20 protein-coding genes are annotated in these 24,732 nt (G+C 61.3%); 15 read left to right on the top strand and 5 right to left on the bottom strand.

The window, feature by feature from the left end:
- Positions 1-32 precede the first annotated feature (32 nt).
- Both AB5Y76_RS05815 and AB5Y76_RS05810 read left to right on the top strand, forming a co-directional pair.
- On the top strand, positions 33-1,934 hold the full coding sequence (locus tag AB5Y76_RS05815) for a transglycosylase SLT domain-containing protein (RefSeq protein ID WP_263717633.1): 1,902 nt from the start codon (positions 33-35) through the stop codon (positions 1,932-1,934).
- Between the two features lie 177 nt (positions 1,935-2,111).
- Positions 2,112-3,110 carry a LacI family DNA-binding transcriptional regulator gene (locus AB5Y76_RS05810; RefSeq protein ID WP_005350588.1) on the top strand — a complete coding sequence of 333 codons (999 nt, stop codon included), beginning with the start codon at positions 2,112-2,114 and terminating at the stop codon, positions 3,108-3,110.
- A gap of 77 nt (positions 3,111-3,187) precedes the next feature.
- On the opposite strand, the gene AB5Y76_RS05805 is transcribed toward AB5Y76_RS05810, so the two are convergent.
- Together AB5Y76_RS05805 and AB5Y76_RS05800 are read right to left on the bottom strand one after the other, a co-directional pair.
- Entirely contained in the window at positions 3,188-4,252 is a 1,065-nt protein-coding gene (locus AB5Y76_RS05805; RefSeq protein WP_263717634.1) for a 3-deoxy-7-phosphoheptulonate synthase, read from the bottom strand.
- 125 nt (positions 4,253-4,377) lie between these two features.
- On the bottom strand, positions 4,378-6,339 hold the full coding sequence (locus AB5Y76_RS05800) for a TonB-dependent receptor (protein WP_263717635.1): 1,962 nt from the start codon (positions 6,337-6,339) through the stop codon (positions 4,378-4,380).
- A gap of 266 nt (positions 6,340-6,605) precedes the next feature.
- Between AB5Y76_RS05800 and AB5Y76_RS05795 the strand changes: the two genes are divergently transcribed.
- The 11 genes from AB5Y76_RS05795 to AB5Y76_RS05745 all read left to right on the top strand — a co-directional run bounded on the left by AB5Y76_RS05795 (position 6,606) and on the right by AB5Y76_RS05745 (position 20,318).
- The gene (locus AB5Y76_RS05795; protein ID WP_263717636.1) at positions 6,606-7,754 is read left to right on the top strand and encodes an isochorismate synthase MenF; all 1,149 of its coding nucleotides are present in this window, start codon (positions 6,606-6,608) and stop codon (positions 7,752-7,754) included.
- Complete coding sequence (locus AB5Y76_RS05790) at positions 7,751-9,397, top strand: (2,3-dihydroxybenzoyl)adenylate synthase (RefSeq protein ID WP_263717637.1); 1,647 nt, start codon at positions 7,751-7,753, stop codon at positions 9,395-9,397. Before AB5Y76_RS05795 ends, AB5Y76_RS05790 begins: the two co-directional genes overlap by 4 nt.
- Positions 9,394-10,326: an isochorismatase family protein gene (locus AB5Y76_RS05785; RefSeq protein WP_263717638.1), complete on the top strand. Its 933-nt coding sequence runs from the start codon at positions 9,394-9,396 to the stop codon at positions 10,324-10,326. Before AB5Y76_RS05790 ends, AB5Y76_RS05785 begins: the two co-directional genes overlap by 4 nt.
- Entirely contained in the window at positions 10,323-11,090 is a 768-nt protein-coding gene (dhbA, locus tag AB5Y76_RS05780) for a 2,3-dihydro-2,3-dihydroxybenzoate dehydrogenase (RefSeq protein WP_263717639.1), read from the top strand. Before AB5Y76_RS05785 ends, dhbA begins: the two co-directional genes overlap by 4 nt.
- A gap of 125 nt (positions 11,091-11,215) precedes the next feature.
- The gene (locus tag AB5Y76_RS05775; protein ID WP_263717640.1) at positions 11,216-15,205 is read left to right on the top strand and encodes an amino acid adenylation domain-containing protein; all 3,990 of its coding nucleotides are present in this window, start codon (positions 11,216-11,218) and stop codon (positions 15,203-15,205) included.
- Positions 15,202-16,071, top strand: coding sequence for a hypothetical protein (locus tag AB5Y76_RS05770; protein WP_263717641.1), 870 nt, complete (start codon positions 15,202-15,204; stop codon positions 16,069-16,071). Before AB5Y76_RS05775 ends, AB5Y76_RS05770 begins: the two co-directional genes overlap by 4 nt.
- Positions 16,072-16,339: 268 nt before the next feature.
- Positions 16,340-17,428 carry a pyruvate dehydrogenase (acetyl-transferring) E1 component subunit alpha gene (gene pdhA, locus AB5Y76_RS05765; RefSeq protein WP_021231078.1) on the top strand — a complete coding sequence of 363 codons (1,089 nt, stop codon included), beginning with the start codon at positions 16,340-16,342 and terminating at the stop codon, positions 17,426-17,428.
- On the top strand, positions 17,421-18,407 hold the full coding sequence (locus AB5Y76_RS05760) for an alpha-ketoacid dehydrogenase subunit beta (protein WP_043850541.1): 987 nt from the start codon (positions 17,421-17,423) through the stop codon (positions 18,405-18,407). The genes pdhA and AB5Y76_RS05760 overlap by 8 nt, the downstream gene beginning before the upstream one ends.
- Positions 18,404-19,504 carry a dihydrolipoamide acetyltransferase family protein gene (locus AB5Y76_RS05755; protein ID WP_263717642.1) on the top strand — a complete coding sequence of 367 codons (1,101 nt, stop codon included), beginning with the start codon at positions 18,404-18,406 and terminating at the stop codon, positions 19,502-19,504. Before AB5Y76_RS05760 ends, AB5Y76_RS05755 begins: the two co-directional genes overlap by 4 nt.
- A 208-nt stretch (positions 19,505-19,712) precedes the next feature.
- Complete coding sequence (locus tag AB5Y76_RS05750; protein ID WP_005302803.1) at positions 19,713-19,922, top strand: cold-shock protein; 210 nt, start codon at positions 19,713-19,715, stop codon at positions 19,920-19,922.
- Positions 19,923-20,012: 90 nt separating this feature from the next.
- Positions 20,013-20,318, top strand: a complete 306-nt coding sequence (locus tag AB5Y76_RS05745) for a hypothetical protein (RefSeq protein ID WP_005359485.1) — start codon at positions 20,013-20,015, stop codon at positions 20,316-20,318.
- Here AB5Y76_RS05745 and AB5Y76_RS05740 read toward each other — a convergent pair.
- On the bottom strand, positions 20,305-20,553 hold the full coding sequence (locus AB5Y76_RS05740) for a TIGR02647 family protein (protein ID WP_005334209.1): 249 nt from the start codon (positions 20,551-20,553) through the stop codon (positions 20,305-20,307). The genes AB5Y76_RS05745 and AB5Y76_RS05740 overlap by 14 nt on opposite strands.
- Positions 20,554-20,798: 245 nt before the next feature.
- Here AB5Y76_RS05740 and AB5Y76_RS05735 point away from each other — a divergent pair, with 245 nt between their 5' ends.
- Both AB5Y76_RS05735 and AB5Y76_RS05730 read left to right on the top strand, forming a co-directional pair.
- Positions 20,799-21,347, top strand: coding sequence for a hypothetical protein (locus AB5Y76_RS05735; protein WP_167570109.1), 549 nt, complete (start codon positions 20,799-20,801; stop codon positions 21,345-21,347).
- 159 nt (positions 21,348-21,506) lie between these two features.
- Positions 21,507-21,899, top strand: coding sequence for a DUF2750 domain-containing protein (locus AB5Y76_RS05730; RefSeq protein WP_005334204.1), 393 nt, complete (start codon positions 21,507-21,509; stop codon positions 21,897-21,899).
- A 94-nt stretch (positions 21,900-21,993) separates the two neighbouring features.
- Here the strand turns inward: AB5Y76_RS05730 and AB5Y76_RS05725 are convergent, their stop codons facing one another.
- Together AB5Y76_RS05725 and AB5Y76_RS05720 are read right to left on the bottom strand one after the other, a co-directional pair.
- Entirely contained in the window at positions 21,994-23,844 is a 1,851-nt protein-coding gene (locus AB5Y76_RS05725; RefSeq protein WP_263717643.1) for an extracellular solute-binding protein, read from the bottom strand.
- Positions 23,845-23,971: 127 nt separating this feature from the next.
- A complete protein-coding gene (locus AB5Y76_RS05720; RefSeq protein ID WP_005350628.1) occupies positions 23,972-24,718 on the bottom strand; it encodes a DNA-binding transcriptional regulator YciT in 747 nt (248 codons plus the stop codon).
- Between the last annotated feature and the right edge of the window lie 14 nt (positions 24,719-24,732).

Here is a 24,732-nt window from a genome sequence, read left to right as displayed (position 1 = left end):
GGGCGGTGTATTGCCCTCAATGGAGATGTTCAGTGAAAGCTGTATGGGGAATTGTTTTGTCGGCGCTGTTTGTGCCGACCCTGATGGCGCAGACTGCCGACCAGACGCTCTACCGTCAGGCGTATGACGCCGTACGGGCCAATGATCAGGCCCGTTTCCAGCAAATTCGTGCCCGTTTGACCCATTATCCCCTGTTGCCCTATCTCGATTACTATCAGCTTGCCTTTCGTCCGGGGGCGGCGGATTACAACGATGTGACCCGCTTTATCCGCCAGCATGGAGATACCCCCCAGTCCAACCGGCTGGAGCGCAGCTATCTGACCTATCTGGCCCAGAGCCAGCAGTGGTCGCAGTTCCTGCGCTTCTATCCGGCCAAGCCGAGCTCCACCGACCTGCTCTGCATGCACTATCAGGCGCTCTATTACACCGGCAAGCCGAAAGAGGCGTTGCAGGGGGCGGGCAAGATCTGGATGAGCGGCCAATCCCGTCCCGATGCCTGCTCACCGCTGTTCCAGCTGTGGCAGGCATCCGGTCAGCGTACCCAGGAGAAGATCTGGCAGCGGATGACGCTGGCGTTCGAGGCGGAAAACCCCAATCTGATCCGCCACCTTGGCGCGACTCTGGGTAGCGGCTTGCAAAGCTATGGCGATCAGATGGTGACCCTGTTCGAGCAGCCAGCCAAGGCGATGAACCCGGCCTATTTCAGCAGCAACCCCTATTCCCGCAAGCTGCTCTCCCTCGGTTTGACCCGCTATGCCAATCAGGAGCCGGAGTCGGTGCTGCGCCAGCTTGCGCTGTTTCGCAGCCGTTTTGGCCTGACCCAGGTCGAGGTGAAACCGGTAGAGCGTGCCATTGCCCGCCGCCTGCTGCTGGATCGCTCCATTGCCCAGCGCAGCTGGGTCGACAGCACGGTGAAAAAGCTGGCGGATCCCGATATCACCGAGCTGCGGGCACGACTGGCCATCTGGGAGCAGGATTGGCGTGGCCTCTCCGGCTGGGTGAAGATGATGCCGATGGCCCGTCAGAAAGAGGATCGCTGGCGCTACTGGATGGCGCGCTCCCTTGAAGTGCAGGGGCAGCAAAAACCGGCGCGGGATCTCTATCTGGAGACTGCCAACCTGCGCGGTTTCTACGGTTTCATGGCAGCCCAGCGCACCGGTGTGCCTTATCGCATCAAGAACCAGAGCGTCAAGCATGTACCGGACTGGCGTACGGCCAGTCAGCGCTGGCCCTTCCTGCTGCGGGTGCGCGAATTGCTCTCGATGAACGAGATTGCGGCGGCCCGCTCGGAGTGGATCCACAACATGGATCGCAATCCGGTGGCCCAGCGCATCGAGTTTGGCCATATCGCCCTCAATCAGGGCTGGCACGAGCTGGCCATTCTCGCCAGCATTCGCGCCGAGGCGTGGGATGCCCTCGACCTGCGCTTCCCGCTGCCGCTAAAACGCACCTTCTCCCAGATGGCGCAAGAGCGCACCATGAACACCAGTTTGCTCTATGCCATTTCCCGTCAGGAGAGTGCCCTCTATCCGCTGGCCCAGTCGCCGGTGGGGGCGCGCGGTCTGATGCAGCTGATGCCTGCTACTGCCAAAGAGACTGCCGGCAAGCTGGGGGTGCCCTATCGCAACGAGCAGCAACTGTTTGATCCGACGATGAATATTCGTCTGGGGAGTGCCTATCTCAAGCGCTTGCTGGATGTCTATGATGGCAACCGGATCCTGGCGGCCGCTGCCTACAACGCCGGGCCGGGACGGGTAAAACGCTGGCGAGAGCAGAGTGACAACAAGCCGATGGACGTGTGGGTCGAGAGCATCCCCTACAAGGAGACCCGCAACTACGTGCAAAACGTGTTGTCGTTCGATCTCATCTATCAGCACAAGCTGCAGCAGCCGCTGCGCTTCATGTCAGAGCGGGAGCTCAATCACGCCTATTGAGTCGGGGGCCGCCAGCCGGCCCCTGTTTTCAAATTTCCCTGCTGCCGGGTATCATCGGGTAAGGTTTTGTTACCAAAGGAAACATGCCTGGTGACCTGGCTCCGGGAATTGCATCAGGCCGCAGGGTATACTCGGGCGTCGGCACCGACAGGTTCCCCCACAATAAAGGAATGGATAGTGGCAACGATTAAAGACGTTTCTCAGCTGGCAAATGTGTCTATCTCCACCGTGTCGCGGGTTATCAACAACACGGCACAGGTAGCACCGGAAAAGCGTGAGGCCGTACTGGCGGCCATGAAGGAACTGAATTTTCGACCCAACAGTTTTGCCCAGGCACTGGTCAGCAAGCGTTCCAACTGCATTGGCGTGCTGGTTGGCGACCTCTGCGGCGGCCCCTTCTTTGCCCAGATGATGCGTGGCATCGAAACCATGGTCGATCAGGCCAACAAGTTCACCATCGTCATGTCTGGCAACCACGATATCGCGCGCGAGCGTCACGCCATTCAGGCGCTGCTGCAGCGCCAGTGCGATGCGCTGATCCTCCACAGCAAGGCGCTTCCGGACGAGGAGCTGAGCGAGCTGGCGGCAGGCTCTACCCCCATCGTGTTCATCAACCGTCAGGTGCCGGGCGCTGAAGATCGCTGCGTCTGGCTCGATAACCAGGCGGGGATCACCACCGCGTGCCAGCACTTGCTGGATGCCGGTCATCGCAACATCGCCTTTATCACCTCCGATGATGAAGAGTTTGTCGATGGTCAGCAGCGGATGGCCGGTTACACCCAGACCCTGGCCAGAGCCGGGATCGCCTTTGATCCTGCTCTCGTCAGCCGCGCCTATGCCGACGAAAATGGCGGCTATGTGGCGATGAGTGAACTGCTGGCCCGTGGTGTCGAGTTCACGGCCGTGCTCGGTTTCAACGACGGTATGGTGGCGGGGGCGATCTCTTGCCTGCTGGAGCGGGGTTACAAGATCCCGCAGCAGGTGTCGGTGGTGGGGTTCGACGATATCCCCTACGCCCGCTACATCTATCCCAAGCTCACCACGGTGCGCTACCCCATCGAGGAGATGGGCAGCCGCGCAGCCGAGCTGGCGCTGCGCCTGCTCGATCACAAGCCGGTGGACGGCCTGGCGCTCAAGTTTGAAGCCCAGCTGGTGGAGCGTGAGTCAGTCGCCTGACGTGCGTCAGACAGTGAACCACAAGGTGGCCCCATTGGGGCCACCTTGTTTTCGGCGTTATCTGAATAATCCGCTATTTATCCCGCCAGGGCGATCCGCTGCTGGCGGCGCGCCTCCACCCCTTCTGCCACCATATCGAGCAGCCGCCTTGTCTGTTCCCAGCCGATACAACTATCGGTGATCGACTGGCCGTAGCGCAGCGGTTTGCTGCCAATCTCCTGACGCCCTTCGCAGATAAAACTTTCCACCATGATGGCGGCGATGGCATGGCTACCAGCACCCAGCTGGTCGGCAATGTCACGGGCAACCAGCAGCTGGCGGGCATGTTGTTTCTGGCTGTTGCCGTGGCTGCAATCGATCATCAGCCGGGGTGACAGATGATGTTGGCGCAGCAAGTCGCCAGCCTCTGTAACATGATTGCTCTGATAGTTGGGTTGGCGGCCACCGCGCAGGATCAGATGACAGTCGGGGTTGCCATGGCTGCGCACCAGTGCCAGCTGGCCATCACCGGAAGGCTGGGTATAGAGGTGGGCCGCTCGGCTGGCGAGGATCGCCTCGACTGCGATCCGGATATTGCCATCGGTGCCGTTTTTAAAACCGATGGGGCAGGGGAGAGCGGAGGCTAGCTGGCGGTGGAGCTGGGATTCGGTGGTGCGGGCACCGATAGCGCCCCAGCTGATGAGATCCCCCAGATAGAGCATGCTGGTGAGATCGAGAAATTCGGTGGCACAGGCGAGCCCTTCCTGTCCAAGGGTCAACAGTAACTCCCGGGTCTGGGATAGGCCCTTTTCCAGTCGATCGCTGCCATCGAGGTCGGGATCGAAGATAAATCCTTTCCAGCCGAGCGTCGTGCGCGGCTTTTCGAAATAGGTGCGCATCACCAGTTGCAGCTGCTCCCCGTATTGGCCCTGCAGTTCAGCGAGCTGGCCACCATAGTCGCGGGCGGCTGCCGGATCGTGAATGGAGCAGGGGCCGATCACCAGCAGCAGGCGATCATCCTCTCCCTGCAGAATATGGCGGGCGTGCTGGCGGCTGCGAGCGATCTGGCGAGTGAGCCGTGCCGGACAGGGTCTGTCCTTTAACATCTCGTCAGGGGTGGGCAGGGTGGCAAGGGGTGAAGCATTCAGAAGTGAGGTGAACATGAGCGATCCTGATGAAAATGGAAATCTGCATGCTCTTTGCTGTCCAGTGGGGATCTTCCCCTTATTCTCTTGGTTAACAGAGCGCGGGCATGGGCCCGCGCTCTGTTATATCGGCCTTGGCTACTTTAGAAGCGGGCTGAGCCGCTGACGTAGTAGCTGCGACCCGGTTCGACGTTCTGGAAGAGGGTGTCTTTCTCTTGCAGGCGCACGTCGGTCAGGTTGTTGATCCCCAGTCGCAGGTCAAAGTTCTCGGTGACCTTGAAGCCGGTGCCGAGATCGAAGGTTTGATAGCTGGGCAGTTTGTCTCTCACGGTTGCATTATTTACCTTGTGTTCGATGAACTGGGTGCCGGTGTAGGTGGTGCCGACAAAGGCATTGACCCGCTCGGTGGCCTGCCAGGTTAGCTTTGCGTTGGTCTTGTGTTTGGGGCGATTAATGATTTGCAGACCTTTGTCATCTTCTGCTTTGAGATAGGTGTAGTTGGCGCCAAGGTTGATATCGTCGGTCAGATCGAGCTTGCCGGTCAGCTCCAGCCCCTTATTGGTAGCCTTATCCAGGTTGTACCAGGTGCGGTCAGAATATTGCTTTTGAGAACCAGGCGGCTCCTTGCCGATTAGCATGTCGTCGATGTCGGAGTAGAAGAGGGTGGCGCTGGTCTCCCAGACCCCCTCTCCTGCGATGATCCCCAGCTCGTAGTTGGTGCTGGTTTCCGGTTTGACCTTGTCATTACCATAGATGCTGCAGCGGCCCCCACAGCTCTCGGTGCTGTAGCCGTTTGTATACTGATGCGAGGCTGGCGCTTTGAAAGCTTGGCTAACGCCGCCTTTCACGGTCACCACCTCGTTCATCTCATAGACCAGATAGCCGCGCGGGGTGAAGTGGCTGCCGTAGAGCCCGTGGTGATCGTAACGGCCACCGAGAGTCAGGTTCAGGCTGTCGGTCAGGCCGATCTCGTCCTGGGCGAACAGCGCCTCCTGGGAGTGACTCTCCTTGCCGCCGATATCCTTGTAACTCACCGCATCCACCAGCTCCCGATCCAGATATTCGCCACCCAGGGTCAGGTAGTGGTTGGCCAGCGTCAGGTTGGTGTAGCCCTTCACAGTAAAGTTGTTCTCTTCTTTAGGCTGCTGGTGGATTTTTAAAATGTCGTTGAAGTCATCTATCTTGGAACTTTCGTAGTTGACCATGACGGTGGTGTCACCCCAGTTCCAGTTCCCCTTGTGGGTCAGCCCAAACAGGTTGCGGTCGTTTTGCTGTTGGCGGCTGTGCACCTTGTTGCCGATTTTGCGGAAGATATCGAGAGGACGCTCATCTTGGTTGTAGAGGTAATCCAGCTCGAAGCGCTGCTGCTCATCCACCAGCCAGCTTAGGGTAGAGGCGAAGTTCCGGGTCTGCTTGGCTTCGATAAGGGGGATGCCATACGCCGCTTCCGGCGGAGTCCAGGCCTGACGGTCGTACACTTCGCCATTCATCCGGATCAGCAGGTTATCGGTCAGCGGGCCGGTAAAGCCCAGGTTGGTTCTGTGCTGATCGCCGCCATCCTTGCCCTCGATGGCCTTGAAGTCGGCATCGGCCGCCCCTTGCCAGGTTTTACCCGGCTGCTTGGTGATGATATTGATGACACCCCCGATGGCATCGGAGCCATAAAGTGCCGACATGGGGCCACGGATCACCTCGACCCGCTGGATCATGCCAAGGGGAACCGGGGTGTTGTCGAAGTCGCCGCCGCGCCACATGGCATTGGAGGAGGAGAGGCGTTTGCCATCCACCAGCACAAGTGTGTACTTGCCGGACATGCCGCGAATACCTATTTCGCTGCGACCATTGAGGTTAGCTTCTGCCTGAATGCCCACTTCGTGGCGCAGCAGGTCGGCAAGGTCATTGACGGGCGCGGCGGCGATCTGTTCGGCCGTGATGACAGAGATAGAGGCCGGTGCCGAGCGGGTATTGTGCGCCGTGGTGGTGACGGTAATCACCTCATCGGCTTGAGGGGCGTTGCTGGCGGCGATCGCTTGCTGGGTCAGCAGGGTGACGATGGTAGTGGCCAGCAGGCTGGGAGTAATAAAACGGGAGGTTGAGGATTTCATTATTTACATCTTCCATAATATACAAATGATAAGCGTTATCATTATCAAATTGAATTTGCTCCGATCGCAACTCTTTTTTATCGGCGAAGCTCAGTTTCGTTCGTCACCCTCTTTTGACTAAAAAGAAGTTAATGAAATTGATTCTCATTTGTATTGATCGTTTTTTCGCTCCTTGTTAGGATGCCGTTCACCCTGACATATGGTGAGTCAAATGACTCACTGTAAGTCGTGTCAGGCAGTGATTCATTCCAAGGAGTAGCACCGTCATGTGTGACCATGCACTGGAAGGAGAGTGGCCCGCCACAGCGGTCGGGCTGGATAAAGTGTGCTGTTTTGCCAGCGGTGACAGGGTACTGGTCGCCTCCGGTATCCACGACAGTTTTACCGGCATCCCACCGGAGAAGCTGCTCGCCCATCTGCGTCAGTTGCGCCAGCAGGGGATGGTCAATCCCATCGCCATCGGCGCCATTCCGTTTGATACCCAATCCCCCTGGCATCTGGTGATCCCGGCGCAATCGCAGTGGGTCGCAAGGGATGCGCTGTTGCCCGCCCGCTGTTGCCAGCTCCATGGCGAGGTGAGCGAAGTGACCGGCTCTGCCCACTATCAGGGGGCGGTGCGGGCGGCGCTGCAGCAGTTCAGCGAGGGTCAGCTTGAGAAGGTGGTGCTGTCACGCGCCATCGACGTGCAGAGCGCAGAGCAGACCTCCCCCGCACACGCCTTTGGCTCTCTGTTGGCCCAGAATCCGGGCGCCTATGTGTTCCAGATCCCGTTGCCAGAGGGAGAGACCCTGCTTGGCGCGAGCCCCGAGCTGCTGGTATCGCGCAGCGAGATGGCGGTGGTGAGCAATCCGCTGGCGGGCTCCCGTCCGCGCCACGCTTTTCCCGATCAACAGGCGGCCAGTGCCGAACTGCTGGGGGCGCAGAAGGATCGCTATGAACATGCGCTGGTGGCCGATGCGGTCGCCGCCGCCCTCGCTCCCTTCTGCCGCGAGCTGGACGTCCCCCCTGAGCCGCAGGTGATCGCCACTCCTACCATGTGGCACCTCTCGACCCGCATCGCCGGACGGCTCCATGAACCCTCTCCCGTGCTGGCACTGGCGTTGGCGCTACACCCGACACCGGCGGTATGCGGCACACCGCTATTGGCTGCGCGTCAGGCCATCTCCCGGCTTGAGGGGTACGATCGCCGTTTCTATTGTGGCGCCGTCGGCTGGATGGATGCCGACGGCAATGGCGAGTGGGTGGTCACCATCCGCTGTGGCGTGCTGGCCGGCAGGCAACTGCGGCTCTATGCCGGCGCCGGGGTGGTGGTGGGCTCTTCGCCGGAAGCGGAGTGGCAGGAGACCGCCGCCAAGCTTGGCACTATGCTGCGCGCCTTCGGCCTCGAAAGCCGGGAGCCGGAGGTAACTGCATGAAGCCGCTGGTGCCCTTTACCCCCTGGCCCGCCGAGCTGGCAGCCCACTACCGGGCACGAGGATGGTGGCGCGGACAACCGCTCACCGCCCTGCTCGATGACTCTGTCGAACGTTATCCCGAGCGCACTGCCCTGATCTGCGGGGAGCGCACCCTCAGTTATGGCCAGTTAAAGCGTGAGGTTGATGCGCTGGCGGCGCGGCTGGCCGCGCGCGGGTTGGGCCATGGCGATACCGCGCTGGTGCAGTTGCCCAACTGCGCCGAGTTCTATATCTGCTGGTTTGCCCTGATCCGCTGCGGCGTAGTGGCAGTGCACGCCCTCTACAGCCATCAGCGGCACGAGCTGGTGGCCTTTGCCCGCCAGATTGAGCCCGCCTTGCTGGTACTCAGCCCCTCTCATCCCGGATTTGCCGGTGAAGCGGGAAGTCTCGCAGCCCTTGATGAGCGGGTATCGCATTCCTGTCAGACACTGCTGTTCGAGCCAGCAGAAGGGGGCGATCTTCAGTCAGGATTTGCATGGCGTTGGCCTGAAACCGTGGCTCGTGCTGATGGTTCGCCGCTGGCGGCCATCGAGCCAACTCCTACCCCGGCCGATCAGGTCGCCTTTTTCCAGCTCTCCGGCGGCAGCACCGGCACTCCCAAACTGATCCCCCGTACCCACGATGACTATGGCTATAGCGTGCGCCAGAGCGTAGAGGTGTGCGGCTGGGATGAGCGGGTGATCTATCTCTGCGCCCTGCCAGCGCCCCACAACTTTCCCCTGAGCTCCCCCGGCGCACTCGGGGTGTTTTATGGCGGTGGCTGCGTGGTGCTGGCAAAGGATCCCTCTGCGGCAACCTGTCTGCCGCTGGTGCAGCGCCATCGGGTCAACTGGGCGGCACTGGTGCCACCGGCCCTGGCGCTCTGGCTGGAGGCGGCCAGCCACTATCCGCAGACCTCTCTGGAGTGTGTGCAGGTGGGCGGTGCGCGCCTCAGCCCGGCTCATGCCGATGCGGTAGCGAGTCTCCTTGGTTGCCGCTTGCAGCAGGTGTTTGGCATGGCCGAGGGGCTGGTCAACTACACCCGCATCGAGGATGACCAGTGGCACATCGTCAATACCCAGGGCCGCCCGATGAGCCCGGGCGACGAGGTGGAAGTGAGGGATAGCGACGGGCGCCCCTTGCCCGATGGTGAGTGCGGTGAACTCTGGACGCGTGGCCCCTACACCTTTCGCGGCTACTTCAAGGCTGATGCCCACAATCAGCGCGCTTTCGATCGGGACGGTTTCTACTGTACCGGCGATCTGGTCTGCCGCTTGCCCGGCGGTCATCTGATGGTGGTGGGGCGCAACAAGGATCAGATCAACCGGGGCGGGGAGAAGATCGACGCCCTCGAGATTGAAGAGCTGCTGCTGACCCACCCGGAGGTGCGGCAGGCGGCGCTGGTCGCCATGCCCGATCCCATGCTCGGTGAGCGCAGCTGCGCCTTTTTGATGTGCCGCGAGCCCCTCAATCTGCCCCGCTTGCGCCGTTTCCTGCGTGAGCAGGGGGTGGCCGATTACAAACTACCCGATCGCCTGGTGCTGGTGGAGCAACTGCCCCACACCCCGGTCGGTAAGATAGACAAACAGACGCTGCGCGAGCAGCTCGCCAAGGAGTGTGCATGACCATTCAATCCCTCGCCGCTTATCCGCTGCCTACCTTAGAGGAGCTGCCCACCGGGCGGGTGAACTGGCCTTTCGAACCGGGCCGCGCCGCCTTGCTGGTCCACGATATGCAGCACTATTTCGTCGATTTCTACGGGCCGGACAATCCGCTGATCAATCAGGTCATCGACCATATAGCTGCCCTGATCCGTCAGGCGCGAGCTCTTGGCATGCCGGTGGTCTATACCGCCCAGCCAGCCGAACAGAGTCAGGCCGATCGGGCGCTGCTCAATGACATGTGGGGGCCGGGACTGACCCGAGCGCCGGAGCGTCAGCCGATTGTTTCGGCGCTGGCCCCCGAGCCGCAGGATACGGTGCTGACCAAGTGGCGCTACAGCGCTTTTTGCCGCTCACCGCTGGCGGAGCTGATGGCCGGATGGGGGCGGGATCAGCTGGTGATCTGTGGCATCTACGGCCATATCGGGGTGATGCAGACGGCGGTCGATGCCTTTATGCGTGATATCCGCCCCTTTCTGGTGGCAGATGCCATCGCCGACTTCTCCCGCGAGGATCATCTGCTGGCGCTCTCCTACGTCAGCCGCAATGCAGGTCGGGTGATTACCGTGGCCGAGGTGATGGCGGCCAGCAAACGCCCCCTGACTCGCGAGTCACTACGTGCTCAGGTGCTGGCGCGGCTGCCTGCCGAGATGCAGCAGGAGCAGCCCACCGAGGATGACAACCTGCTCGACTACGGTCTCGACTCGCTGGCGGTGATGGGACTGGTGGAAGAGTGGCGTCAGCAGGAGCTGGTGGTGGATCTGGCCGAGCTGGCCCGCACGCCGACCCTGGCTCACTGGTGGGCGCTCCTCTCCCGTCAGCTTCACGTCAATCAGGCCACGGCTTATCAGGCCAACGAAGATCACGTCAGCGAACCGGAGTGCACCCCATGAGCGAGTGGCAAGGCAGAACCGTCTGGGTAACCGGCGCTGCGCAGGGAATTGGCCATGCGGTGGCCCGCACCTTTGCCGAGGCAGGGGCCAGCGTGGTGGCGATCGATCTGCAACTGGCCGAGGCGCTGCCCGGCAACGTAAAGGGGGTGACTCTCGACGTGAGTGACAGCGAGGCCGTGACCCGCTGCTGCGAACAGCTGCTGGACGAGGGGCTGGGGCCCGATGTGCTGGTCAATGTCGCTGGCGTACTGGCGACCGGCAGGCTCGATGAGGTGGATGACGCCCTCTTGCAACGCACCTTCGCCATCAATACCTTCGCCCCCTTCTACCTGATGCGGGCCCTGACCCCCTGGTTTCAGGGGCGGCGCAGGGGCGCCATCGTTAATGTCTCTTCCAATGCCGGTCGGGTGCCGCGAATGGGGATGGGCATCTATGGCGCCTCCAAGGCGGCGCTGACCAGCCTCACCCAAACGGCAGGGCTGGAACTTGCCCCCTATGGGGTGCGCTGCAATCTGGTGTCGCCGGGCTCGACCCGAACCCCGATGCTGTACGGCATGTGGCAGGAGGGGGAGGCGGCGCAACAGGAGGGAGAGTTGCGTACCATCGCGGGTCTGCCCGGGCAGTTCAAGCTGGGGATCCCCCTTGGCAAACTTGGGACCCCCGACGAGGTGGCAGCCTGCGTGCTGTTTCTCGCCTCCGATGCCGCCAGTCATATCACCTTGCAGGATCTGGTGGTCGATGGCGGTGCCACTCTGGGGGTCTAGCCCGCGCGCCGCCGATCTGGCAGGCGTGACACTCTCTTTATGGAGGAGGCTTGGCCTCCTCGCTTTTCAGCCATGCGGGCAGGGGCAAGCCGCTGCCCGCCCGATGTTTGCGCAAGGACATTCCCATGGAACAGACAATGGCGATGCGTGCCATCCACCAGCGTGGGGAGCAGCCGCGCTGGTCGCTTACCACCGCTCAGGCGGGCATCTGGTTTGCCCAGCAAAAATATCCGCAGAGCCCCGCCTGCAATACCGGCGAGTACTGGCTGCTGGAGGGGGCGCTGGCTCCCCATCACTTCACCCGCGCGGTGCGCCAGACTATCGACGAGATCCCCGGTCTGCACTGCGCCTTTGTGGCTACTGCCGATGGCCCGCAGATGGTGGCCAACCCCGCTTGCTGGCAGCTGGCAGAGCGGGATCTGCGCAGCGAAGCCGACCCGCTCGCCGCTGCGCAGGCCGAGATGCGTGCGCAGCTGGCAGTCCCCTTCAATCTGGCCGGGGGGCCGCTGTTTGCCACCACCCTCTATCGCCTTGGCGAGGGGCGGTGGGCCTGGTTTATCGCCGTGCACCATATCGCCATCGACGGCTTTGGCCTGAGCCTGCTCTGCCAGCGGGTGGCAAATTGGTATGAGGCGCTCTGTGCCGGCGAGCAGCCTGCACCCTGTCGTTATGCGACCCAGCAGGAGTTGCTGGCTGAAGAGGCGGCCTATCAGGATTCGCCGCGCGCCGCGCGGGATCGCGATTTCTTCGTGCAGCAGCTGGCCGGGGTGGAGAATCCGGCGTCGCTCTCCCGCCGTCCGGCGCAAGGGCCGGGCCCCACATATCGTCTTGAGCAGCGGCTGGCTGGCCGCCAGTGGCAGGCATTGGTAGAGCGGGCGAGTCGCTCGGCCTGTCACCCCTACAGTCTGCTGCTGGCGGCGGTAGCCAGCTATGTGCAGCGAATGAGCGGCGCTGGCGAGGTGGTGCTGGGTATTCCGCTGATGGGGCGGCTGGGCTCAGCGGCGGCCGATACCCCCTGCATGAAGGTCAATGTGGTGCCCCTGCGTATCGAGCTGAGCGGCACCAGCCGGGTAGGGGCGTTGCTGGCACAGGTCGAGCGGCAATTTGCCGCCCTGCGCCGTCATCAGGGCTGCCGTCAGGAGTGGTTGCAACAGCGTCAGCCGGGCCAGCCGCTGTTTGGCCCTCAGGTCAATTTGATGCCCTTTGCCCGCACCCTCAGCTTTGGTGAAGGGCACAACCAGGTTCGTGGCGAGGTGCAGGTGCTGGCGGCGGGGCCGGTGGAGGAGTGCGCCTTCTACTTTGCCGAGGAGGCAGGCGCTATGACCCTGACCCTCGAAGCACATCAGGGACGCTTCAGCCAACAGGAGAGTGAACGTCATCTGGCCCGGCTGCTGGCCTATCTGGCCGCCTGGAGTGAGGCGGATGACGAGGTGGAGGCAGTGCGTTTGCCGCTGCTGCTGCCTTGCGAGCAGGCTGAGCTGGCGCGCTGGAACCAGACCGACCATCCGCTGCCGACCACTACCCTGAGCGCACTGCTGGCCGAAGGGCTGGCGGCGGCGGATCAGAGCGTCATCGCGCTGGAGTGTGGCGCCGAGCGCTGGAGTGTGGCCGAGCTGCGCCAGCGTACCCGCCAGCTGGCCAGCTATCTGGCGGGAAGAGGCGTGGGCCCCGGTTGTCGGGTGGCGGTGGTGATCCCGCGCTCTCCCGAGCTTATTCTCGCCCAGCAGGCCATCATGGCGGTGGGGGCCGTCTATGTACCCGTTGATCCGGACTACCCGGCGGAGCGGATCGGCTACATTCTCGCCAGCAGTGATCCTGCGTTGGTGTTGACCAGTCATACGCTTCAGATGCCGCTCGACGTGGCCGCGCCACTTGTCTGCCTCGATGCCCCCGGTGTGGCAGAGCAGCTGGCGGCAGTAGAGTTGGCAACGACAGCACCTTGTGATCTGCCAGCCCCCAAACCGGAAGATGCGGCCTACATCATCTACACCTCCGGCTCGACCGGTCGCCCCAAAGGGGTGGTGGTGAGCCATGGCGCCATCGTCAACCGACTGCTCTGGATGCAGCACATGTATCCCATCGGCCCGGCGGATCGGGTGCTGCAAAAGACCCCGGCCGGTTTCGATGTCTCCATCTGGGAGTTTTTCTGGCCCTTTATGACCGGGGCGCGGCTGGTGCTCGCCAAACCGGGCGGCCACAAGGATCCCGCCTACCTTGCCGAGCTGATTGAGCTGGCCGGGATCACCACCTTGCACTTTGTCCCCTCCATGCTGCAGATCTTCGTTGCACAAGCCGAGCCTGCGCGTTGCCGCGCCCTGCGGCAGGTATTTTGCTCCGGCGAGGCGCTGCCCGCGGATCTGGTGCAGCGCTGGTATGGAACATTCTCAGCCCCCCTGCACAACCTCTATGGCCCGACCGAGGCGGCGGTGGATGTCACCTGGTATCCCTGCCGGGCAGACGAGGCGGTGACCAGCGTGCCCATCGGCTATCCGGTCTGGAATACCAGCATCCACATTCTCGACCCCTGGTTGCAGCCGGTGCCTCCCGGTGTGGCGGGGGAGCTCTGGATCGGCGGCGTGCAGGTGGCGGATGGCTACTTTGGCCAGCCCGAGCTCACCGCCGAGCGCTTTATTGCCAACCCCTTCGGGGCGGGACGGCTCTATCGCAGCGGCGATCTGGCCGCCTGGCGCGAGGATGGCGCCATCGAGTATCTTGGGCGCCTCGATTTTCAGGTGAAGATCCGTGGCCAGCGCATCGAGCTGGAGGAGATCGAGCAGGTGCTGCTGCGCCATCCCCGAGTGGCGCAGGCGGTGGTGCTGGCCCCCGAATTTGCCCCCGGCGATCGCCGTCTGGTGGCCTATGTGGTGGCCGCAGATAGCAGAGATCTGACGCTGGCCGAGCTTACACCTGCCCTTGGCGCCGCGCTGCCCGACTATATGGTGCCGGGGCTCTTGGTTACTCTGGCCGAGCTGCCGCTCACCCCCAATGGCAAGCTGGATCGCAAGGGGTTGCCGCTGCCCGACATGGCGTCGGCGGTGGGTCAGTCACTGCCGAAAACCCTGCTGGAGGAGCGGCTCTGTCGCCTCTTCGCCGAGGTTCTGGGGCTGGCGCGAGTCGGCGCCGACGATAACTTCTTTGCCCTCGGCGGCCACTCCCTGCTGGCGGCACAGCTGGTGGTGCGTATTGAAGAGTCGCTCGGACAGGATCTCACTCTGGCCAGCCTGTTCGAAGCACCTAGCCCCGCCCAGCTGGCGCGCCGTCTTGGCGGCGAGCGGGAGGCCATGCCCATGCTGTTGCCCCTGCGGGCGCCCGGTGTGCAGGCGGGTACATCGGGCCCCACTCTCTTTTGCGTCCACCCCGCCGGCGGGCTCGGCTGGTGTTATGCGCCGCTGGTGCCCCATCTGCCGGCCGACATGGCGGTCTATGCCCTGCAGGCGCGGGCGCTCTGTCAGCCGGATGCGCCGCTGCCCGCCAGTTTCGACGAGCTGGCGCTCGATTATGTGACCGAGCTGCGTCGTCAGCAGAGCGAGGGGCCCTACTGGCTGCTCGGCTGGTCGCTCGGGGGCATGCTGGTGCACCGGATGGCCGCCATGCTGCAAGAGCAGGGACAAGAGGTGGCCATGGTGCTGCTGCTCGACGCCTACCCCTGCCTGCAGTGGCAGACCCAGCCGTTGCCCGACGAGCAGCGGATGCTCGATGCGCTGCTGCGGATGGGAGGCATTGCGGCTGCGGACGATGCGCTCGATTCCCTCACTCGTGACGAGGTGGTGGCCCGACTGGGGGCGGAGGGGAGTGCGCTGGCCATGCTCGACGAGCAGGTGGTGAGCGCCATGATTGAGCTGGTTGGCCACAACAACCGGCTGATCCGTGAGCCGGTCGACTACTGCTACCACGGGGAGGTGATCTTTATCGAGGCGTCAGCCTCCCGCCAGCCCTGGCTGGATGGGCGCGGCTGGGCGTCGCTGACAAAAGGGGAGATCCGCTATGAGCGCTTCCCCTGTCTGCATCAGGAGATGGTGCATCCCGACTGGTTGGCGAAGATCGGCGCCCTTATTTGTGAGCGGGTCTATGGGGTCGGGCAGCAACCGCACATTCGGCAGGAGGAGGACGTATGACCCCTGTTGCCGCCATCCGGGAAGCCTTGCTGGCGGGCAAGCTGGTGGGGCTGGGGGAGCCGCATTGGCACCCGGATTTTATCCGGCGCCAGCATGCCTGGCTGTGTGATCCGGCGCTCTGGGGAGTCATGACCGATCTGGTGCTGGAGTGCGGCAACCGCCGCCATCAGGGCTTGCTCGATGCCTGGCTGACGGGGCAGGAGAGCTGGCAGGGTGAGCCGCTGACGCTGGCACGGCTCTATCCGGTCTGGCTTGACTCCTGCGCCTTTCCCGCCTGGATGGCCCCCGAGTTTCCGGCTCTCTTTTCCGCTCTGCGCCAGAGCAATCTGGCGCGCCCCGAACATGTGCGGCTGCGGGTGCATCTCTGCGAGCCCTTATTCGAGTGGCAGGAGATGAGCCCGGAGCTATGGCAGCAACACAACAGTGGGCGGGATCAGGCGCTGGCCGACGATCTTCTTGCACTTCCCGCCCGCGGCGTGGTGGTGCTGGCGGGGGCGCGCCATCTGCTCAAAGTCGCAGGGGATCCCCACTTTGCGCAGCCGACGCTGGGCCAGTTGCTGGAGGCCGCACGGCCGGGTTGGCTGCAGGTGCTTCATCCTTGGCCAATAGCTGATGGAAAGGGAGATGAGAAAGAGGAGCGAGTGTGCGAGCTGGCCGGGATCGCGACTGCCGACCTCTATCCCCACTGGCCGACGCATCCGCCGCTGGAGACTCTTATCGACAGGTTGGTGCGCGTGGCTGACCGGGGACGGGAGATGCGAATTTGCCCGACCTTGCTGGCCGAGCCCTGGCGTAGCCACTTGCTAAGCCGCGCTCACTTGCTGCCAGTTGGCATGGCCCGCCAGCTGCAACAGTGGCTGGCGTAACTGCTGGTTGGAGTAACGGCTGACTGAAGTAACTCAATGGGGGAGCAAGGCTCCCCTTTTTCACATTTGCATCCTGCATTCAGCGCTGCAAAGTTGCACCATTTACGGCATACCTTGCCACTCATCGCCGAAAATTCAGCTCCTTCGCTACTTTAAAGAAGTTTCTACTGGTCTTACCTGAGTAAATCCCTTTGCTTTTTATTTAACAAGGTATTTACATCTAGGTGTCACCAGCATCGGTGACGCTTACAACGGCAAGGAGCCAGTTATGACCCATGTCGACATCCCTTTCCTTCGTTACCTCGATGCGGAAGGGTGCCCGGTCGCAACCTTACCGACCTGGCTGGACAAGGCGATACTGCACACCTTCTACCGCAATATGGTGATGGTGCGCAGCTATGACAAAAAAGCGATTGCGCTGCAACGAACCGGCAAGCTCGGTACTTTTCCCTCCCATCTCGGCGCAGAAGCCGTGGGGATTGGCATTGGTCTGGCCATGCAGCCGCAGGATGTCTACGTTCCCTACTATCGGGACATGCCCACCCTCTATGTGCGGGGCGTGCCGATGGAGAAGAACCTGCAATATTGGGGCGGTGACGAGCGGGGCAGTTATTTTCTCAAACCCGATGGGACTCCCTCTGAAGATCTCCCCATCTGCGTTCCCATCGCCACCCAGATCACTCACGCCTGCGGTATTGCCTCTGCCTTCAAACTGCGTAATCAACCGCGGGTTGCCGTGGTCACTATCGGCGATGGCGGCACCTCCAAGGGGGATTTTCTGGAGGGGCTCAACTGCGCCGGTGTCTGGCACCTGCCGATGGTCATCATCGTCAACAACAACCAGTGGGCCATCTCGGTGCCACGCAAGCTGCAATCGAGCGCTCCTACGCTGGCCCAGAAGGGGATTGGCGCCGGGGTGCGCAGTCTGCAGGTGGATGGCAACGATGTGGTGGCGGTCTACGATGCTGCCCGCAGTGCCGTCGAACGGGCCCGCAGCGGCAAGGGGCCGACCCTGATAGAAGCGGTCAGTTATCGCCTCGGCGATCACACCACGGCCGACGATGCCACTCGCTATCGCGATGGGGCCGAGGTCGAGGCCGCCTGGGCGAAAGAGCCGGTCAAGCGGCTGCGCCAGTTTATGCACAGCCAAGGGTGGTGGGATGAAGAGCAGGAGCAGAGCCTGCTGGCGGAAGCCACCCGGGAGGTAGAGCAGGCGGTCGCCCGTTATGAGGCGATGGCGCCCCAGCCGCCGGAGGCGATGCTCGATTATCACTACGCCAGCCTGCCCGCCGAACTCTTGCCCCAGCGCGAGCGAGTGATTGCCAAGGGGATGAAGCAGGAGGTTGGCCATGAGTGAGATCAGTTTGCTGGAAGCGGTCAACATGGCCCTTCACTACGAGATGGAGCACGATCCGGATGTGGTGGTACTGGGCGAGGATGTGGGGGTCAACGGCGGGGTGTTTCGCGCCACTGTGGGCCTGCGCGACAAGTTCGGTTTCAAGCGGGTGATCGACACGCCGCTGGCCGAGGGATTAATCGCCGGGGTGGCGGTCGGCATGGCCACTCAGGGGCTCAAGCCGGTGGCTGAGTTCCAGTTTCAGGGTTTCATCTTCCCCGGGATGGAGCAGATCATCTGTCAGGCTGCGCGGATGCGAAACCGCACCCGTGGCCGCCTCTCCTGTCCCCTTGTCTATCGCTCCCCGTATGGTGCTGGCATTCACTCGCCTGAACATCACAGCGAGAGCGTCGAGGCGCTGTTTGCCCATATCCCTGGGCTACGGGTAGTGATCCCCTCCAGCCCGAGACGCGCCTATGGCCTGCTGCTCTCGGCCATCCGCGATCCGGATCCCGTGATGTTTTTCGAACCGGATCGCATCTATCGCTCGATGAAATCCGAGGTGGTGGATGACGGTGTCGGCCTGCCGCTGGATGTCTGCTTCACCCTGCGCCCTGGCCGCGATATCACGGTAGTGGCCTGGGGAGCCTGCATTCAGGAGGTGATGCGGGCGGCGAACCTGCTGGCCGAGCAGGATATCCAGTGCGAGGTGCTGGATCTGGCCACCATCAAGCCGCTGGATATGGAGACCATCCTCGCCTCGGTACGCAAGACCGGCCGGTTGCTGGTGGTGCATGAGGCGTGTGGTAGCTTCGGAGTCGGGGCCGAAATTGTGGCGCGGGTGACCGAGCAGGCACTCCCCAGCCTCAAGGCGCCGCCCAAACGCCTGACCGGCGTGGATGCCGCCGTTCCCTACTATCGCAACGAAGCGTATTACCTCATCACCGAGCAGGATATCGCCGATGCCGCTCACCAGCTGATGGAGAACCAGTGGCTATGAAATTTTTCAAATTACCGGATCTGGGTGAAGGGTTGGCCGAAGCCGAGATCGTCGAGTGGAAGGTGAGTGCCGGTGATACCGTTGCGGTCGATCAGGTGCTCTTGTCGGTGGAAACGGCCAAGGCGCTGGTGGATGTACCCTCTCCGGTAGCCGGGGTGATTGCCCGTCTCTGCGGCGCCGAGGGGGATATCCTCCATATCGGTGCGCCGCTGGTGGAGTTCGAGGGGGGCGAAGATGATGGCACCGTAGTGGGCAAGGTGAGCGCCCATCAGCAACATATCGAGGATCACTTCGTGGTAGGGGCCATTGCCCCGGGGGGATCGCTGGTGCAAGCCATGCCTGCGGTGCGACTGTTGGCGCAGAAGCTGGGTCTGGAAATCGACCGGATCAAGGGAAGTGGCAGCGGCGGCATGGTGACCGAGCTGGATGTGCAGCAGGTATTCGAGGCCCAGCAGAGCAGTGGCAACGAATTCCTCAAAGGGTCGCGCAGGGCCATGGCCAAGGCGATGGAGCTCTCTCATCAGACTGTGGTGCCGGTCAGCATCACCGATGAGGTGGATTTGCGTCACTGGCGCCCTGATGAAGATGTGACGGTGCGCCTTATCAAGGCCATTGGCGTGGCGTGCCGCGCCGAGCCCTCGATGAACGCCTGGTTTGATGGCGACACCCTGTCACGGCGGCTGTTCAAAGAGGTCAATGTGGCCATCGCGGTGGATTCAAAGCATGGCCTCTATGTGCCGGTGATGGAGAACGTGGCCGAGCGGGAGGGGGCAGATATCCGGCAGGGGCTGGATCGGATGATCGCCGATGTGAAGGCGCGCGCCGTGCCGCGCGAGATGTTGCAGGGGGCGACCATTACGCTCACCAACTTCGGCGCCATCGCAGGCCGCTATGCCAGCCCCATTGTCACGCCGCCGCAGGTAGCCATCATAGGAGCAGGCAAATTGTTCGAAAAAGTGGTGTTCATCCATGGTGAAGCGCGTCCCGTCAGGGCATTGCCGCTGTCGATGACATTTGACCACAGAGCCTGCACCGGCGGCGAGGCGGCTCGTTTTCTCAGAGCGCTGGTCGAAGCGTTGGAAGCGGCCACCTTATAACGGTTTGTGCCCTGCCGTTGGCAGGGCACAAATTTGTTTGCGTAATCTACAAAGCCACGTATAATCCAAACCAGCTTGAAAGGGCGATAGTTATGTCAATGAATACGATGTTTCACATCTTGTCCTGTTGTTCATAAGTTAATCCCGTTTTTTGAGCTTTACCCGCTGAAAAGCATAAGTAATTATTTTGAATACAGGTTTAAAAGATATGTCTAACATGATCACCGGTACCGTTAAGTTTTTCAACGAAACCAAAGGTTTTGGCTTCATCCAGCAAGAAAACGGCCCGGACGTTTTCGTTCACTTCAGCGCCATTCAAGGTAACGGTTTCCGTACCCTGGCTGAAGGTCAGCGTGTACAGTTCTCTGTGACCCAAGGTCAGAAAGGCCCGCAGGCTGAGAACGTAACCGCTCTGTAATTCTTACAGAATTTAAGAAAGCCGTGGTACCTCTGGTGCCACGGCTTTTTGTTTATCTGGCTTCTGCTACTGACTCCCATGTGCTGAATCATGCTGCTATCGCTCCTGCTTGCTGCCACCTTGACTCCGACGTCCGATGCGCCGGTACCGGTTCAATCCGCGATGGAAGCGCAGGTGATCTGCCAGCAATTTGTCCAGGTCCGGGTGGGCGCGGCGCTGCAACCCGATGAGGTAAATGCGCGACTGGTACCTGAAAGGGAGGGGGAGTGGCTGGTGGATGGCAAAGTAAAAGGACCCGAAGGTCCTTTGCTGTTTGCCTGTCATCTTCACCAAGGGGAGCGCTGGGAGCTACTCAACTTTTCACTCTGGGCACCACAGCCGGTCAAAGCGGTTTGAGTGCGACCAGCAGATGTTGCAGGTGTTCAACCATGGTCATGCCAAACGGGGTGAGATAGCCGCCATCTTCTGCGCTGATGAGCCCCTGTTGATGCAGACGTGCTGCCGCCTGGCACAACTCTTCAGACATATCGCTGCGTAATTTAATCCCCAGGCTCATGTTGGCCGGATCAAAGCATGCCAGTATTTTCAAATCGTTCACGAATTCGTTAGAAACCTGGTCGATCCCAATCATGGATTTACTCCTTACGCTAAAGATGTATGCAAACTAGCATCCCCGGATCCACTTTAGTGGGCGCTGGCTCAAATTATTGATCTTTGGCTGGATGCTGCGTCTCAAATGCTGTTTTTTTCGGCGTAATCAGATGGTTGGCTGACAGCTTCGCCAAGGGCCGAGCCGGACCAAACGTGGTAGGATAGGGCACTTCTTTATATCGGACGGTCTATTGGTGGCTGTTCGCCCTGTTCAAGGTATCGCTCATGGTCAAGATCACTCTGGTATCCCTGCTGCATTCACTTTGTACCCGCTTTCCGGTTTACCCCGCTGCTTCGTTGACCTCCCTGCTGGATGCCCATCAGGGCGAGGTGTGGTTACCTGCACGCAAGGGGGCCGACATTGCGCTGTTACGCAAGCATGCCAAGGAGGCTCATGAGCTGGCGTCACTCGATGCGGGCTGGTGTGATTTTGCCGCCAGCGACAGCGGTGATACACCCGAGCTGGATGCACTGGCCAACTACGACAGCGAGATGATGGATAACCTGCTGATGTACTGGCACTGCGCCGCCAAGATCAACAGCCCGATCACCGATAACCTGTTCGAGCTGCGTCGCGAAGTGGTGGATGAGGCCCACGGTGCCAAACTCGCTGCCGCCTGGGAGCAGCAACAACAGCTTCGCTTTGAACAGCTGATGGCGATGGCGGCCAATGGCCGGGATCTGCTCTGCTTTGTCGAGGTGGAGTCCGCCTACTGGCTGCGGCAAAAGCTGAGCGAGCAGCCTGATGTGGAGCTGATCACCCCTGCGCTGTAAAAGGGGCAATATGATGGCTGGTGGTCTCGCTATCGAGGAGGCTGCTCTATCCTTATTTGCGTCATTGTCCTCCCCATCCGGTGCCAAGGGGCTGCAAGCTGGACAAGCTGACGACAAGATGTGAACATGGCGCCCTTTATCGAGAGAGAGACTTGGCCAATGAGCTATGAACTGAGCGACACCGAGCGCAATGCCGCGCTGCAACTGAACGCTGATTACCGTTACGATCACTTCATCAGCAAGCTGGTCGAGCATGAAGAGCTGTTCGTCCTGACTGACGAGCATGGCGTCATGATGCTGACCACCGACGATGAAGATTGCATCCCGGTATGGCCGCACCCGGAGTACGCCAAGGCGTGGGCCGAAGGCGAGTGGGCCGATTGCAAGCCGCAGTCCATCACCCTGAAGGTATGGCTGGAGCGCTGGGTTGACGGTATGGAGCAGGACGAGCTGTGTGTTGCCGTGTTCCCGACCCCGGATCAGGAAGGCATCGTGCTGGAGCCGGCTGACGTGGCTGACGCCATTGCCGAGAAGCAGGCCAAACGCGGCTGATAACCGCTCGATTCGCAACACCGGTTGCCAACAAAGACCCTGCTATCTGGCGGGGTCTTTGTTTTAGGTCTGTTTGCCAAATGAGTTGTCGCTATCAGGGCTGGCGATAGGTGGTGTCGATGATGGGCTCGGCCGGGAAAGTCTTGCCGCTCTTGATGGCTGCCCTGGTCTCGGATTTTAGCTCTTCATCAATCCATAGCAGACCGCCATAGCTGTAACCGCTGTTGTCGCCACCGAGGGGCCAGTAGAGCTGCTCGCTCTTGGGCGTTGCAGGTACTTTTGGCAGTTTGATCCAGCGCCATGCCCCTTCCCGGGTGTAGGGTACCTGATAGGCAGGGACGAAGCTCGCCAGCTCATAGAGCCGCTGCTGGATCTGCCGTGACAGGGCCGCCTTTTTGGCAAAGTCGAACTCCTTGTCATACTGCTCCACCAGCGCTGTGATGGCGTCGTCATCGATGTTCATGATGTTGTTGGTCTGGGGCTTGTTGGCGTTGACCTTGTGGAAGAACTCCCAATAGGCGGGATAGCGGCTGCCCGCCCAGGCCATCCAGGCGCTCTGGTGCTTTTTCTCCAGCATCGATTTGAAACCGGCCGAGGCATCCATCAGGTTGAGCTCCAGATTAAGCCCCGCCTTCTTGGCCTCTTCCCGCAACAGCGTGAGCCGCTGGGCATGCTCTGCGGTGGTGTAGGTGATGGCGAGGGTCAGTGACTGCCCCTTGTCGTTTTGCAAAATCCCCTGTGGCCCCACTTTGTTAAAGCCTGCCTTGGCAAAGTATTCCCGTGCCAGTTTGGGATCGAACGGACGGGCCTTGATCTCGCTGTTGGTAAATTCACCCTGACCTGAGCCATAACTGTTGAGTCGCTGGTAATCCCCCCGCAGCAGGGTGGTGAGCATCTTGTTGAGGTTGAGGGCATGCTGGATCCCGAGCCGCACATCTAGATTATTCAGCAGCGGATCGGCGGTGTTGAGATAGAGCCCCATTGGCGATTGCGGGGTCTGGTTGTAGAACCAGGTACGCGCGATATAACCCTTCTCGAACTCTGCGGTTTTGGTCTTGTCGTGCCACCAGTTGGGCATCACCAGCGGGAAGGTGTCGAGATCGCCGCGCAGGAAGTGCTGCCAAGCGATGTTAAGATCCCTGAGCACCTTGATCTCGATCCGCGCAGGATTGAAGCGATGCTGGAAGTAGCGCTCGTCATCCCCCCACCAGTTTTCAATCCGCTTGAAGGTGACCGATTTACCCTTTTTCACCTGATCGATCTGATAGGGGCCGGTGACTGGCAACACCTTCCAGTTGTACTCCTTGACCCAGTTGGCGGTGAGCTTGATGGCGTGGCTCGGCTCCGGGCTGATGGGCAGTGATTCGAGCAGGTCCTGGCGGCTCTTTTCGGTGCCGCTGGTGATGGCCAGGGTGTGATCGTCAAACTTGGTGATGTCTGCTATCTGGGTGCTGTAGTAGTTGTTGTACCAGGGGTCGTTGATCTCCTTGCTGCGCATCATCTTGAGGGTAAAGAGCCAGTCATCGGCGGTGACCGGCTGGCCGTCTGACCAGCGCGCCTTGGGATTGATGCGAAAATAGAGGGTCTTGTTGTCGGCGCCGAAAGCCCACTCGTTTGCCAGCATCGGCATGGGGTTGCCGGTAACGGGATGAGTGCTCAGCAGTGGCAGGTTGGTTTCCCGCACGTAACCGGCAAAGCCGCCGTTGGAGTCGGGGCCATATTTGCGCAGGGTCAGGGGGAAGCTGGTCATAAAGGTGCGAAAGGTGCCGCCGCGTTTGGCGGCCGGATCGGCATAGAGAGGATCCTTGTTGTTGCTCTCCCACTTCAAGTCGGCAGGCAGCGTGGCACTCCAGCCAAACGGGCTCCAGCACAGGGCCAGGGTGATGGCGGTGGCGCGAATGATAGGGGAGAGTCGGCGCTCCCCGGCGGTGATGGTCGATGGCATGTCCTTGCTCTCCTGAAGTCTGCTTCCTGCAGATCACGCACTGGTGATGTCAGTCCCGATGGGGACTGGCTCATCATGAAAATTTTATCCTGTCAGGTCAATGAAATAGCGTGAATTAGCGGGTGGCCTAGGCCGCAACGCAGTGCAGGGTGATCCCCTTGGCCGCGATGGCGGCCCGCATGGGGGCGGGCAGGGCATCGTCGGTAACCAGCACGTTGATCTGGCCCGGCGCGCCAAGCTGGCTCGGGTGGATGGCGCCAAATTTGCTGCTGTCGGTGATCACCACATTGGTCATCCCCTTGGCCAGCACGCTGTTGACCACGTCGGCCCGCATCATGTCGCGGCCGGTGAAACCCATCTCGGGATGAAAACCGTCGACCCCGATAAAGGCCTTGGAGAAGTGCACCTGCTCGATGCAGAGGCGCGTGAGCGGCCCCACCACGCTCTCGCTCTGATGCTGGAACAGCCCGCCGAGCAGCACCACCTGAGCCGGGGTGTCTTTGAGCAGATGGGCGATATAGCTGCTGATGGTGATGATGGTGACCCGTTTGTGCAGGGCCAGATGTCGCGCCAGCATGGCGTTGGCGCTGCCCCCCTCGATAAAGACCGTCTCGCCATCTTCCACCAGCTGGGCGGCCCGCTCGGCGAGGCGCTCCTTGAGCAGGTAATTGATGTTCATCCGGGCATCCGGGTCATCGGTCTCCAGCGCCATGGCCGAGCCGTGTACCCGTCTGAGCAGTCCCTGTTTCTCCAGCGCGGTGAGGTCGTTGCGCACCGTCACCTCAGACACGCCGGTGTGTCTGGAGAGTTCACTCACGCTCATCTTGCGAGCCTGATGGACCAGAGTGAGGATCAGTTGGTGGCGTGGATTCATGGTGCGCTCACATG

The organism is Aeromonas sp. R1-2, assembly GCF_040908505.1.
Classification (GTDB): Bacteria; Pseudomonadota; Gammaproteobacteria; order Enterobacterales; family Aeromonadaceae; genus Aeromonas; species Aeromonas veronii.
The sequence above is the reverse complement of the archived record's forward strand: the minus strand, read 5'-3'. Positions and strand labels throughout refer to the sequence as shown.